This window comes from Pseudomonas sp. No.117, from assembly GCF_054558395.1.
In genome coordinates, this window is record NZ_BAAJNP010000006.1 from 337,679 (window position 1) to 351,121 (window position 13,443).

Sequence of the window (13,443 nt, forward strand, 5' to 3'; positions counted from 1 at the left end):
ATGCGAGAAATTAAGGCAGGGATGCGACATCCGCCTGCCCCAGGGCCAACCGCAGCGCCTCCAGGGAATCCGGGCAGTACGGCAGGGTCCTTGCCTGGTCGAGGATGACGGCGGGCGCGAGGAAGCGGGCTTCCAGCACCTCTTCCGGCTGCAGCTGCAGCGGGCCGTCCCAGCGGGCGCTGAATACCGCGCCCCAGAGCCGGTTGCCTGGCTCCTCGAAATAGAAGGTGCCGTGCTCGCGCAAGGGCACACCGCTTACCCCGAGTTCCTCGGCCAACTCCCGCGCCGCCGACTCGGCGTAGCTCTCCCCCGGCGCCACCATGCCACCGGCGGCCACGTCCCAATAGCCCGGGTAGAGCGCCTTGCTGAGGGTACGCCGGTGCACGCAAAACTCACCGGCGGCATTGAACAGCAGGATGAAGGTGCAGCGCCCGATCAGGCCGCGGGCGCGCAACTCCGCGCGCGGCAGCTGGCCCTGGACCCGGTCGTCACAGTCGACCCAGACCACCGCCTCCCGGTCGGAGGCGGCGCGATGGGCCGCTTCGCGGTCGCCCGGCGTCATCAGCCCTGTTCCAGCAACTGGCGCAGGTCGATGATGGCGGCGTTGGCGCGGGAGATATAGTTGGCGATCACCAGCGAATGGTTGGCCAGGATGCCGAAGCCGCTACCGTTGAGGATCATCGGACTCCAGATCGGCTGCTGCGCCGCTTCCAGCTCGCGAATGATCTCGCGCACATTCACCGTGGCGTTCTTCTTCGCCAGGGTATCAGCGAAGTCGACCTCGATGGCGCGCAGGATGTGCGACAGCGCCCAGGCCTGGCCGCGTGCCTCGTAGAAGACGTTGTCGATCTGCAGCCAGGGCGTCTCGACGCGCTGCTCGTGGACTTCCGGCACTTGGCCGGCGGGGATGTCCTGGTTCGGCCGTACCTCGGCATCCAGGCGTACGCGGCCGACGCTGGCCGACAGCCGCTGGGACAGCGAGCCAAGCCGCGTCTCGACGTCACCCAGCCAATTGCGCAGGTTGTCCGAACGCGAATAGAAGTAGGCGGTGGGCTGGCCCTGGACGTTCTGGCCACCCAGGCGCGCGAGATAGCGATCAAGGGAGGCGATACCGGCGCGGTATTCGGACTCCGACGACGGCATGGCCCAGCTGTGGTTGTCGAAGTTGAAGCGCGGCTCGGCCTGGGCCAGGTCGACGTCCTCGGTGGACTGCGACTGGGAGCGGGCGAAATCCTTGCGCAGCGCCCGGGCCAGGTCGCGGGTCTGCACCAGCACCCCGTACTCCCAGGACGGCATGTCGTCCAGCCAGACGCCCGGCGGCATGATGTCGTTGGACAGATAGCCACCCGGCTTGTCCAGCAGGGTGCCCGCCACCTGCTTGAGGGTCTCGACCGTGGTGTAGCCGAGTACCAGCTTGCGCCCGCTGGCCGCAGCCGCCTCCTGGGCATGTTGCTGGACCGGGAAGAAATCCGGCTCCCGGCTCCAGTACCAACCTATCGCCAGGGTCACCAGCAGGTACAGCGCCACCAGCACCGCCACCAGCCGGAGCCATCCCGACCTCAAGTTCCACTCCCGCATGGACAATTCCTTGCACTGATTTCAAAGGTGTTGGCGCTTGGACCCCGGCCAGAGCCACCGGTTGCGCCACGCTCGAGGCGACGCCGGGCCGGACCGCGTTCGCCGCCGTTGCCGAGACTAGGGTAACAGGCGACAGACGCTACTCCAGAAGCGACCGACAGTGTCCGTGCGAGCGGCATTACCGCCGCTAACCAGGGTACCGCCTCTCCCCTGCCAGTCATCAATTGGTAGCATAGGGCCATCACCTCCAGAATGACGGACCATTTCGTGAGCGAACATGACGACCCGAGCCGGGACCGACTCAAGCTGCACTTCGCCCAACGGGTCATCCATCAGTCGCGCCAGGTGCTGGAGATCTGGCAGCGCCTGCAGCGGGACGAATGGAGCGCTGGCAGCCTGAGCGAGCTGACCGATGCCAATGCCCGGCTGCGCCAGTACGCGCAGCGTTTCGAGCAGCAGGGCCATGCCGACCTCGCGGAAACCATCGGCGGCACCCTGGCGCAGGTCGCCGCCAATCGGGGCCGGCTCAACAGCCAGGCCATCACCGAACTCAGCCAGGCCATGCAGAGCCTGTCGCGCACCGGCCTGCGCCAGGGCGATCAGCTGGAGACCACCAGCCTGCCGCCGCTGCGCAAGCCGATCTACATCGCCCTGCTCGACACCGAGCGCGCCGAGCGCCTGGCCCAGCAGATGGAGTACTTCGGCGTCACCATCCAGATCAGCCGCGACGCCGACGACTTCCGCCGGATGCTGGACAGTCGCCATCCCGCGGTCATCGTCATGGACGTGGACTTCGGCGGCGCAGGCGCCGGCATCCAGCTGGCGCTGGACGCCCAGCACGGCCTCGAGCGCAAGCTGCCGGTACTCTTCTACAGCCACCAAGAAGCCGACACGCCCTTTCGCCTGGCCGCGGTGCGCGCCGGCGGCCAGGAGTTCTACACCGGCACCCTGGACTCGGCGCGCCTGCTGGAGAAGATCGAGACGCTCACCCGTACCGTCTACTACGATCCGATCCGCGCCCTGGTGGTGGACGACTCCCGGGCCCAGGCCATGGCCACGGAAATGGCGCTCAACAGCGCGGGCATCGTCACCCGCACCCTGATGCAACCTGGCGCGGTCATGGCGCACCTGGCCGAGTTCGCGCCCGACCTGATCATCCTCGACATGTACATGCCCGAGTGCACCGGCACCGAGCTGGCCAAGGTCATCCGCCAGCACGAGCGCTATGTCAGCGTGCCCATCATCTACCTGTCGGCCGAGGACGATCTCGACAAGCAGCTGGACGCCATGAGCGAGGGCGGTGATGACTTCCTCACCAAGCCGATCAAGCCGCGCCACCTGATCGCCACCGTGCGTACCCGCGCCGCGCGGGCGCGCAGCCTGCAGGCACGCATCGTCCAGGACAGCCTCACCGGCCTCTACAACCACACCCACACCCTGCAACTGCTAGAAGATGCCTGCTTCCGCGCCCGGCGCAGCCAGCGGCCGATCACCTTCGCCATGCTCGACATCGACCACTTCAAGCAGGTCAACGACCACTACGGCCATCCCATGGGCGACCGGGTGATCAAGAGCCTGGCGTTGTTCCTCAAGCAGCGGCTGCGCAAGTCCGACCATATCGGCCGCTACGGCGGCGAGGAATTCGCCATCGTGCTGCCCGATACCGATCTGGCCACCGCGACCCGTCTGATCGACGAGATCCGCCAGCGCTTCGCCGAGATCTGCTATCCCGCGCCGCCCAAGGAGCTCAGCTGCACCTTCAGCGCCGGCCTGGCACAACTGCAACCCGATCAGGAAATGACCCTGCTGGCCAAGCAGGCGGACGAGGCGCTCTACAGCGCCAAGCGCGCCGGGCGCAACTGCGTGCACCAGTACGGCCAGGACTAGCGGGACGGCCCTGGCGCCTCTGCTATGATCGGCCGCTGCCGATTGTCGAGAAGCCCATGCGTCTCCTGCTGTTCCTGCTCACCCTGCTGCTGACCCTGCCTGCCACGGCCGGCCTGTTCGATGCGCCGCGGCCGGCGGCCGCCCTGGGGCTGGACGGCCAACGCGCCAGCCAGGCCTTCCTGCCGGTGGACCAGGCCTTTCGCCTGGAGCAGCGCCGCGATACCGAGGGGCGCACGGTGGTGCGTTTCATCATCGCCGAAGGCTACTACCTCTATCGCCAGAGATTCGCCTTCGAGGCCGCGCCCGGCCTGCTGACCGGCCCGGTGCCGCTGCCCGCCGGCGAGCCGAAACACGATGAGTGGTTCGGCGACGTCCAGGTCTACCACGCCGGCGTCGACATTCCCCTGCCCCTCGCGCCCGACCGCGGCGGCCAAATAAAGGTGACCTACCAGGGCTGCGCCGATCGCGGCCTCTGCTATCCGCCGGAAACCCGTACCCTGGAGATTGCCGGTCCCGCGGCTTCAGTTGCCGTGACCACGCCCGCCCCCGACCAGGTGGGGTGGCACAGGATCCTGCTGGCCTTCCTCGCCGGCCTGGGCCTGACCTTCACTCCCTGCGTCCTGCCGATGCTGCCCATCGTCTCGGCGGTGGTGCTGGCTGGCAAGGCGCGTCCCGGACGTGGCCTGCTGCTGGCGCTGGCCTACGTGCTGCCAATGGCGCTGAGCTTCGCCGTCCTGGGCGCCCTCATGGGCGTCTTTGGCGCCCGTCTCAATCTGCAGGCGCAACTGCAGTCGGCCTGGGTACTGATTCCCTTCGCCGGACTGTTCCTGCTATTCGCCCTGGCGATGTTCGGACTCTTCGAGTTGCGTCTGCCGACCGCCCTGCGCGAACGCCTCGAACGACTGGCCAGTGGCACCCGCGGCGGTTCCCTGGGCGGCGCGGCGACCCTCGGGGTGCTCTCCAGCCTGATCGTCTCACCCTGCGTCTCGGCCCCCCTGGCGGGCCTCCTGCTCTACATCAGCAGTACCGCCGACTGGCTCGGCGGAGGCTTGGCGCTGTTCGCCCTGGGTCTGGGCATGGGCACGCCACTCGTCCTGGTCGCCGCCGGGGGCGGTGCCCTGTTGCCGCGCAGCGGCGCCTGGCTGGTAGGTATGCGCAATGCCTTCGGCGTCCTGCTGCTGGCGGTGGCGCTCTGGCTCCTCGAACGGCTGCTGCCGGGGCCGCTGGCGCTAGCCGGCTGGGGCCTGCTGGCCGCCGGCTGCGGCCTGTTCCTCGGTGCCCTCGAATTCCAGCCCAAGCCACCCCGCCAGCGGCTGCTGCAACTCGTCGGGCTGGCCTTGCTGCTGTACGGCGGGGCCGCAGGCATCGGGGCCTTGCGCGGCGCCAGCGATCCCCTGCGGCCGCTGGCCGCGGCAGCGCTAGCGACCCCGGTCACCGGCGAGCAGGGCCTGCGCACCCTGAGCGATCCGGCTGCCCTCGCCACGACCCTGGGCAGGGGCCGGCCGGTCCTGGTGGACGTCTATGCCGACTGGTGCATCAGCTGCAAGCTGATCGAGCGCGAGGTGTTCGGTAACCCCGCAGTCCAGGCGCAGTTGCACGACTTCACGTTGATCCGCTTCGATCTGACGGCAAGCAACCGGGAACAGCGGCAATGGCTCGATCGGCAGGGTCTGTTCGGCCCCCCGGCGATCCTGTTCTATGATGACAAGGGCCAGGAGCAGCCAGCGGGCCGCATCGTCGGTGAAATCGATGCGCCGGACTTTCTCGCCAGGCTGGCCGAGGTAAAAAGGCTGCTCACCAACGATTAAAAGAATTTCGCCCAACGTGCGGGCATTTCCGGCAAACGTCTAGCGACTGGACAGTCACCTCAGGTTGCGGCATAGTCCGCGGCCAATCTGGTGCCGAAAACGCGAGGCAAGTGGCTATGGCGCAACTGCTGGTACTGCACGGACCCAACCTGAATCTGCTGGGAACCCGCGAGCCGGGCGTGTACGGTGCCACCACCCTGGCCGAGATCAACGCCGACCTCGAAGCCCGCGCCACTGCGGCCGGTCACCAGCTGCAGCATCTGCAGAGCAATGCCGAACACCTGCTGATCGAGCGCATCCATGCGGCGCGCGACGAAGGGGTGGCGTTCATCCTGATCAATCCAGCCGCCTTCACCCACACCAGCGTCGCCCTACGTGACGCCTTGCTCGCGGTGAGCATCCCATTCATCGAAGTGCACCTGTCGAACGTGCACAAGCGCGACGCCTTCCGCCAGCATTCTTATTTTTCCGACGTGGCGGTCGGGGTCATCTGCGGGCTCGGCGCCAGTGGCTATCGCCTGGCACTGGAAGCCGCCTGCGAACAGCTCGCCGCCTGCGGCTGAGCGCGACTCAACATCCAGAACATCACCAGAACCCGAGGGGAGAGCCAACGCCAATGGACATCCGTAAAGTCAAGAAACTGATCGAGCTGCTGGAAGAGTCCGGTATCGACGAGCTGGAAATCCGCGAAGGCGAAGAATCCGTCCGCATCAGCCGCAACACCGGCCGTGGCCAGGGCATGCAGACCGTCTACGCCGCCGCGCCCGCTCCGGTCGCCGCCCCGGCTCCGGCTGCCGCTCCGGCCGCTGCTGCCCCCGCCGCCGAAGCCGCCGCGCCGCAACTGACCGGTAACGTGGCGCGTTCGCCCATGGTCGGCACCTTCTACCGCGCCTCCTCGCCCACCACCCCGGCCTTCGTCGAAGTCGGCCAGCAGGTGAAGAAAGGCGACATCCTGTGCATCGTCGAAGCCATGAAGATGATGAACCACATCGAAGCCGAAGCCAGCGGCACCATCGGCCAGGTGCTGGTCGAGAACGGTCAGCCCGTCGAATTCGACCAGCCGCTGTTCACCATTGTCTAAGCCCGTGGAGCCCACGATGCTGGAAAAAGTCCTGATCGCCAACCGCGGGGAAATCGCCCTGCGCGTGGTGCGTGCCTGCAAGGAGCTGGGCATCAAGACGGTGGCGGTTCATTCCACCGCCGACCGCGAACTGATGCATCTGTCCCTCGCCGACGAATCGGTGTGCATCGGCCCGGCCCCCTCGCCCCAGTCCTACCTGAACATCCCGGCCATCATCAGTGCCGCGGAAGTCACCGGCGCCACTGCCATCCACCCCGGCTACGGCTTCCTCGCCGAGAACGCCGACTTCGCCGAGCAGGTGGAGCAGTCCGGTTTCGCCTTCGTTGGCCCCACCGCCGACGTGATTCGCCTGATGGGCGACAAGGTGTCTGCCAAGAACGCCATGAAGCAGGCCGGCGTCCCCACCGTGCCGGGCTCTGACGGCGCCCTGCCGGATGACGAGGCCGAGTGCCTGCGTATCGGCCGCGAAGTCGGCTATCCGGTGATCATCAAGGCCGCCGGTGGCGGTGGTGGTCGCGGCATGCGCGTGGTCGAGGACGAGGCCGAGCTGATCAAGTCGATCAAGCTGACCCAGACCGAAGCCGGCGCCGCCTTCGGCAACTCCATGGTCTACATGGAGAAGTTCCTCGGCAATCCGCGTCACGTGGAAGTCCAGGTGCTCTCCGATGGCCAGGGCAACGCCGTGCACCTCTACGACCGCGACTGCTCGCTGCAGCGTCGGCACCAGAAGGTCATCGAGGAGGCGCCCGCGCCCCAGATCGACGAGAAGGCCCGTGAAGAAGTTCTGGCGCGCTGCGTCAAGGCCTGCATCGACATCGGCTACCGCGGCGCCGGCACCTTCGAGTTCCTCTACGAAGACGGCCGCTTCTACTTCATCGAGATGAACACCCGCGTGCAGGTGGAGCATCCGGTGACCGAGATGATCACCGGCGTCGACATCGTCAAGGAGATGCTCAGCATCGCCGCGGGCAACCCGCTGTCGATCAAGCAGGAAGACATCAAGATCACCGGCCACGCCATCGAGTGTCGGATCAACGCCGAAGATCCCAAGACCTTCATGCCCTCCCCGGGCCTGGTCAAGCACTACCATGCACCGGGCGGCAATGGCGTGCGGGTGGATTCGCACCTCTACAGCGGCTACAAGGTTCCGCCGAACTACGATTCGCTGATCGCCAAGCTGATCACCTGGGGCAAGACCCGCGACGAGGCCATGGCCCGGATGCGCAACGCCCTGGACGAGCTGATCGTCGACGGCATCAAGACCAACGCCGATCTGCACCGGATGCTGACCCGCGACCAGGCCTTCGGCCAAGGCGGCGTGAACATCCACTACCTGGAGAAGAAGCTCGGCCTGCGCCACTGAGTGCATGACGACCTTTGATTCAGCGAACGGGCTGCCCTCGGGCAGCCCGTTTTCATTTACCCTCCCCGCTTTGACCCGATTCAGGTAGCCCACCATGTCCTGGCTGCAAGTCCGCCTCGCCCTCACTCCCGCCCAGGCGGAAACCTACGAAGACCTCATGCTCGAACTGGGCGCCGTCTCGGTGACCTTCATGGACGCCGAGGACCAGCCGATCTTCGAACCGGATCTCGGCACCACGCCACTGTGGTCCCAGACCCATTTGCTGGCGCTGTTCGCAGGCGACACCGACGCCGCGGCCCTGGAGCAGCGCGTGCAGCTGCTGGCCAACGGCCTCGTCTACGAGGTGGAACGCCTGGAAGACCAGGAATGGGAACGCAGCTGGATGGACAACTTCCAGCCCATGCGCTTCGGCCAGCGGCTATGGATCGTGCCCAGCTGGCACGAGGCGCCGGAGCCCGAGGCGGTCAACCTGCTGCTGGATCCGGGCCTGGCCTTCGGCACCGGCACCCACCCCACCACCTCGCTGTGCCTGCAGTGGCTGGATGGCGAGCCGGTCCAGGGCCTGCAGGTGCTGGACTTCGGCTGTGGCTCGGGGATTCTCGCCATCGCCGCCCTGCTGCTGGGCGCCGAGCGCGCCGTGGGCACCGACATCGACGTTCAGGCCCTGGAAGCCTCGCGGGAGAATGCCAACCGCAATGGCCTCGACCCGGCGCGCTTTCCGCTGTACCTGCCCGCCGACCTGCCCGCGGAGCCGGCCGACGTGGTGGTGGCCAACATCCTCGCCGGTCCGCTGGTCGGCCTGGCCGAGCAGATCACCCGTTTAACCCGCATCGGTGGGCGTTTGGCCCTCTCCGGCATCCTCGCCGAGCAGGCCGAGGACGTGCGCGCCGCCTATGCCGGCTGCTTCGACCTGGAGCCCACCGCCACCCTGGACGGCTGGGTACGCATCAGCGGCACCCGTCGCCGCTGAGCCCTGGCCCTGCCGCCGGGCCCGCTCACCCGGCGGCCTGGCGGAGGCGCTTCTTTCGCCAGGGCCTTCGGGTACACTAGCGCGCTTCACTCCCTGGCTGTCGCCTCGCCATGACCGATTCTCTCGTCGCCCAGTGTCCGCATTGCCATACTCGCTTCCGCGTCACCCAGGAACACCTGGCCGCCGCGGACGGTGATGTACGCTGTGGCGTCTGCCTGGAGGTGTTCAACGCCAGCAACCAGGCTGCGCCCCTGACGGCGCCGGAACCCGTGCCCGTGCCCGTGCCCCCCGTGGCCGAGCCGGCGCCGCCCCCCAGCGAAGCCCCCTGGCCGCACGACGAACTGGACCTGAGCCACCTGGAGCTGGACGCAGAGGTCGCCCGCCTGGGCGCCCTGGAAGAACAGCGCCGCGCGCCCCTCGCGCCCACCGCGCCGCTGCCCGTGGCCGCGCCCCGGGAAGAGCCGGCACCGGCCCAGGGCCTGGCGGCCCGTCGCCCCCAGGAAGACGAGGACACCTTCGAGCTGCCGTCGCTCGGCGCTGCCTCCGCCGCGCACGAACCCGAGCCGGAGCCCCTGCGGCTGCAGGCCGAGCCCGAGCCCGAGCCCGAGCTAGCGTTCGAGCCGGAGCCGGAGTGGCAGCCGGAACCCGAGCCGTTGCCCCTGCCCGCACCCGAGCCGGAGCCGGAACCAGAGCCCGAGCCCGACGTGGCGCCGGAACTCGCACCGGTCAGCAACCCCTTACCGGTAGCGGCGCCCCTGGCGGCCACGCGTACCCCGCTGAAGCCCGCCCCGGCCCCGCCGCCCGCGCCGCTGACCGTCCCTGCGCGCGAGCGCCAGGAGCCGGCGCTCGGCCGGGTCGAGGCCGACGACGACGAGCGCGCCGAACCCGGCCTGGGTCGCCTCGACGACTGGCAGGAGCCCGGCGCCGAACCCCTCAGTGCCGACCGCGACCGCGACGAAGAGCCGCTGCTGGCCAAGACCACGAACGCCCTGCGCAGCGAGCCGGAATGGCAGGACGACCCCCTGCTGGACCTGCACGACGAACCCTTGCAGCTGGACAGCCGTCACGCGCGTCCGCGCTGGGGCCGGCGTCTGCTGTGGCTGCTGCTGTGCCTACTGGCCCTGCTCGGCCTGGCCGGCCAGTACGTCTACTACCACTTCGACGAACTGGCGCGGCAGGACAGTTATCGCCCTGTGTTCGTCCAGGCCTGCGCCAGCCTCGGCTGCAAGGTACCGTCCAAGGTCGACGTCCAGCAGATCCGCAGCAGCAACCTGGTGGTACGCAGCCACCCGCAATTTTCCGGGGCCCTGCGCGTCGACGCCATCCTCTACAACCGAGCGCCCTTCTCCCAGCCCTTTCCGCTGCTCGAACTGCGCTTCGCCGACCTCAATGGCCAGTTGCTCGCCAGCCGCCGCTTCAAGCCGGCCGAATACCTGAGCGGCGAACTCAAGGGCCAGGACGAGATGCCGCCGCAGACGCCGATCCACATCGCCCTGGACATTCTCGACCCCGGTCCGCGGGCGGTGAACTACAGTCTGAGCTTCTTCTCCCCGGAGTGAGGCCGGGGTGAATTGCTCATAAACTAGCCAACTCGCGCTTTATCCCGACGCGGCGAGCGGGTATCATTCCCAACCCTTTTCAAGCACAGCAGCCCCTGTCCGCGGCCGGTTCCCGGCGCAGGCGGAACAGGCGCCTATTCGCCAGGGAAAAAGATATGTCGATGGTACGCATCGGCCCTTATACCTTGCCCAACCCGCTGATTCTCGCGCCCATGGCCGGGGTCACCGACCTGCCCTTCCGCCGCCTGTGCCTGGCACTCGGTGCCGGCATGGCCGTGTCGGAAATGGTGACCAGCGACGTGCGTCTCTATGACAGCCGCAAGTCGCGGCTGCGCCTGATCCACGCCAGCGAGCAGGAGCCGCGTTCGGTGCAGATCGCCGGCGGCGACCCGGCGATGCTGGCCGAAGCCGCCCAGCGCAACGTCGAACTGGGTGCCCAGATCATCGACATCAACATGGGTTGCCCGGCGAAGAAGGTCTGCAACAAGGCCGCCGGCTCGGCGCTGATGAAGGACGAGGCCCTGGTGGCCGAGATCCTCTCCGCCGTGGTGGCCGCGGTGGACGTTCCCGTGACCCTGAAGATCCGCACCGGCTGGGATACCGCCAACCGCAACGGCCTGCGCATCGCGCAACTCGCCGAAGCCACCGGCATCCAGGCCCTGGCCGTGCATGGCCGGACCCGGGACGATCGCTTCTTCGGCAGCGCCGAATACGACACCATCGCCGCCATCAAGCAGGCGGTCGGCATCCCGGTGTTCGCCAATGGCGACATCGACAGCCCGGAAAAGGCCCGCGCGGTACTCGACCACACCCGTTGCGATGGCCTGCTGATCGGCCGCGCTGCCCAGGGCCGTCCCTGGATCTTCCGCGAGATCGCCCACTACCTGGCGACCGGCGAGCACCTGGCGGCCCCCAGCGACGCCGAGGTGGAAGCCATCCTGCTGGCGCATCTGGACGCCCTGCATGCCTTCTACGGCGTGGAGATGGGCGTGCGGATCGCCCGCAAGCACGTCGGCTGGTACCTCGCCGATCGCCCGGGGGCGACGGAATCCCGCGCCCAATTCAACCGGCTGCAAGACCCTCAAGCCCAGCACGCCAGCATCCGTGCCTTCTTCGCACAGCCCCCGACCGGGAAGCAGGTGGCATGAATTCGATGACCGAGACCTCTTTGACTGGAACAGCGCCCGTGAGCGACAACGGCGACCTCAAGCAGCACCTGACCGCCCCCTTGCAGGAGGGCCAGACGCTGCGCGACAGCGTGGAAAAGGCGCTGCGCAACTACTTCGCCCATCTCGATGGGCAACCGGTGACCGACGTCTACAACATGGTGCTCTGCGAAGTGGAAGCACCCCTGCTCGAAAGCGTGATGAATTACGTCAAGGGCAACCAGACCAAGGCGTCGGAGATGCTCGGGCTCAATCGCGGCACCCTGCGCAAGAAGCTCAAGCAATACGACCTGCTCTGATCCGCCTCCTCGTCGGTGGGCCAGGGGCCCGACCGGCGACCTCTCTTCTCCTGATGGACATGACCATGACCGACCAGACCTCTCGCCTCCCCGTCCGCCGTGCGCTGATCAGCGTGTCCGACAAGACGGGCGTCGTCGACTTCGCCCGTGAACTCGCGGCCATCGGCGTGGAAATCCTGTCCACCGGCGGCACCTACAAGCTGCTGCGCGACGAAGGCATCCCGGCAGTCGAGGTCGCCGACTACACCGGCTTCCCGGAAATGATGGATGGTCGCGTCAAGACCCTGCATCCCAAGATCCACGGTGGCATCCTCGGCCGCCGCGGCGTCGACCACGAGGTGATGAGCGAGCACGGCATCCGCCCCATCGACCTGGTCGCGGTCAACCTCTATCCCTTCGCCGCCACCGTGGCCAAGCCGGGTTGCAGCCTGGCCGACGCCATCGAGAACATCGACATCGGCGGTCCGACCATGGTCCGCAGCGCCGCCAAGAACCACAAGGACGTCGCCATCGTGGTCAATGCCAGCGACTACGTGTCCATCATCGGCGACCTCAAGGCCGGCGGCCTGACCTATGCCCAGCGCTTCGACCTGGCGCTCAAGGCCTTCGAGCACACCGCCGCCTACGACGGCATGATCGCCAACTACCTGGGCAGCATCGACCAGCAGGCCGAGACCCTGTCCACCGAGGGCCGCGCCGCCTTCCCGCGCACCTTCAGCGCCCAGTTCATCAAGGCGCAGGACATGAGATACGGCGAGAACCCGCACCAGCAGGCGGCCTTCTACGTCGAGCACGCCAGCGAAGCCTGCGTGGCCACCGCCACCCAGCTGCAGGGCAAGGAACTGTCCTTCAACAACGTCGCCGACACCGACGCCGCCCTGGAAACCGTGAAGAGCTACGCGGAGCCGGCCTGCGTCATCGTCAAGCACGCCAACCCCTGCGGCGTGGCCGTGGCCGGCGACCTCCGCCAGGCCTATGAGCTGGCCTACGCCACCGACAGCGAATCGGCCTTCGGCGGCATCATCGCCTTCAACCGCGAGCTGGACGCCGAGACCGCCCGCGCCATCGTCGAACGCCAGTTCGTCGAGGTGATCATCGCCCCGCGCGTCAGCGCCGAAGCCCGTGAAGTCGTCGCCGCCAAGGCCAACGTCCGCCTGCTGGAATGCGGCGAGTGGCCCGCCGAGCGCAAGCCCGGCCTGGACCTCAAGCGCGTCAACGGCGGCCTCTTGGTGCAGAGTCGTGACATCGCCATGATCAGCGCCGCAGACCTCAAGGTGGTGACCCAGCGCGCGCCCAGCGAGCAGGAGCTGCAGGACCTGATCTTCGCCTGGAAGGTGGCCAAGTTCGTCAAATCCAACGCCATCGTCTACGCCAAGGGCCAGCAGACTGTGGGCATCGGCGCCGGCCAGATGAGCCGGGTCAACTCGGCGCGCATCGCCGCCATCAAGGCCGAACACGCCGGCCTGGCCGTAGCCGGGGCGGTCATGGCCTCGGACGCCTTCTTCCCCTTCCGCGACGGCATCGACAACGCCGCGGCCAACGGCATCACCGCGGTGATCCAGCCGGGCGGCTCCATGCGCGACGCCGAGGTCATCGCCGCCGCCGACGAAGCGGGCATCGCCATGGTCTTCACCGGCATGCGTCACTTCCGCCACTAAGCGCCTGTCTCGGCGAGGCCGCACGCGCCTCGCCGTCGCTCCCATTTCAAGTGCGGACGCCACCCTGCGGCCGC

At 67.8% G+C, this 13,443-nt stretch carries 12 protein-coding genes; 10 read left to right on the forward strand and 2 right to left on the reverse strand.

Annotated features, from left to right (window positions below; translation table 11 throughout):
* Positions 1–10: 10 nt before the first annotated feature.
* Both ACYJP6_RS16650 and ACYJP6_RS16655 read right to left on the reverse strand, forming a co-directional pair.
* Positions 11–562 (reverse strand): NUDIX hydrolase, encoded by a 552-nt coding sequence (locus ACYJP6_RS16650; protein ID WP_459476119.1) that lies wholly within the window; start codon positions 560–562, stop codon positions 11–13.
* Positions 562–1,578, reverse strand: coding sequence for a DUF2333 family protein (locus tag ACYJP6_RS16655; RefSeq protein WP_459476120.1), 1,017 nt, complete (start codon positions 1,576–1,578; stop codon positions 562–564). The genes ACYJP6_RS16650 and ACYJP6_RS16655 overlap by 1 nt, the downstream gene beginning before the upstream one ends.
* A gap of 267 nt (positions 1,579–1,845) precedes the next feature.
* On the opposite strand from ACYJP6_RS16655, the gene ACYJP6_RS16660 reads away from it, so the two are divergent.
* From ACYJP6_RS16660 to purH, 10 genes are all read left to right on the forward strand, one after another.
* Positions 1,846–3,465: a GGDEF domain-containing response regulator gene (locus tag ACYJP6_RS16660; protein WP_459476121.1), complete on the forward strand. Its 1,620-nt coding sequence runs from the start codon at positions 1,846–1,848 to the stop codon at positions 3,463–3,465.
* Between the two features lie 56 nt (positions 3,466–3,521).
* The gene (gene dsbD, locus ACYJP6_RS16665) at positions 3,522–5,273 is read left to right on the forward strand and encodes a protein-disulfide reductase DsbD (protein ID WP_459476122.1); all 1,752 of its coding nucleotides are present in this window, start codon (positions 3,522–3,524) and stop codon (positions 5,271–5,273) included.
* A gap of 116 nt (positions 5,274–5,389) precedes the next feature.
* Positions 5,390–5,836, forward strand: coding sequence for a type II 3-dehydroquinate dehydratase (gene aroQ, locus ACYJP6_RS16670; protein WP_459476123.1), 447 nt, complete (start codon positions 5,390–5,392; stop codon positions 5,834–5,836).
* A 53-nt stretch (positions 5,837–5,889) separates the two neighbouring features.
* Complete coding sequence (gene accB, locus ACYJP6_RS16675) at positions 5,890–6,354, forward strand: acetyl-CoA carboxylase biotin carboxyl carrier protein (RefSeq protein ID WP_459476124.1); 465 nt, start codon at positions 5,890–5,892, stop codon at positions 6,352–6,354.
* A 16-nt stretch (positions 6,355–6,370) separates the two neighbouring features.
* Positions 6,371–7,717 (forward strand): acetyl-CoA carboxylase biotin carboxylase subunit, encoded by a 1,347-nt coding sequence (accC, locus tag ACYJP6_RS16680; RefSeq protein ID WP_027598936.1) that lies wholly within the window; start codon positions 6,371–6,373, stop codon positions 7,715–7,717.
* Positions 7,718–7,811: 94 nt separating this feature from the next.
* Positions 7,812–8,687 carry a 50S ribosomal protein L11 methyltransferase gene (gene prmA / locus ACYJP6_RS16685; protein ID WP_459476125.1) on the forward strand — a complete coding sequence of 292 codons (876 nt, stop codon included), beginning with the start codon at positions 7,812–7,814 and terminating at the stop codon, positions 8,685–8,687.
* A gap of 110 nt (positions 8,688–8,797) precedes the next feature.
* Positions 8,798–10,246 (forward strand): DUF3426 domain-containing protein, encoded by a 1,449-nt coding sequence (locus ACYJP6_RS16690; protein WP_459476126.1) that lies wholly within the window; start codon positions 8,798–8,800, stop codon positions 10,244–10,246.
* A gap of 155 nt (positions 10,247–10,401) precedes the next feature.
* Positions 10,402–11,394 carry a tRNA dihydrouridine synthase DusB gene (gene dusB / locus ACYJP6_RS16695; protein WP_459476127.1) on the forward strand — a complete coding sequence of 331 codons (993 nt, stop codon included), beginning with the start codon at positions 10,402–10,404 and terminating at the stop codon, positions 11,392–11,394.
* Positions 11,391–11,711, forward strand: a complete 321-nt coding sequence (fis, locus tag ACYJP6_RS16700; protein ID WP_145007488.1) for a DNA-binding transcriptional regulator Fis — start codon at positions 11,391–11,393, stop codon at positions 11,709–11,711. The genes dusB and fis overlap by 4 nt, the downstream gene beginning before the upstream one ends.
* 65 nt (positions 11,712–11,776) lie before the next feature.
* Entirely contained in the window at positions 11,777–13,369 is a 1,593-nt protein-coding gene (gene purH / locus ACYJP6_RS16705) for a bifunctional phosphoribosylaminoimidazolecarboxamide formyltransferase/IMP cyclohydrolase (RefSeq protein ID WP_459476128.1), read from the forward strand.
* Positions 13,370–13,443 lie beyond the last annotated feature (74 nt).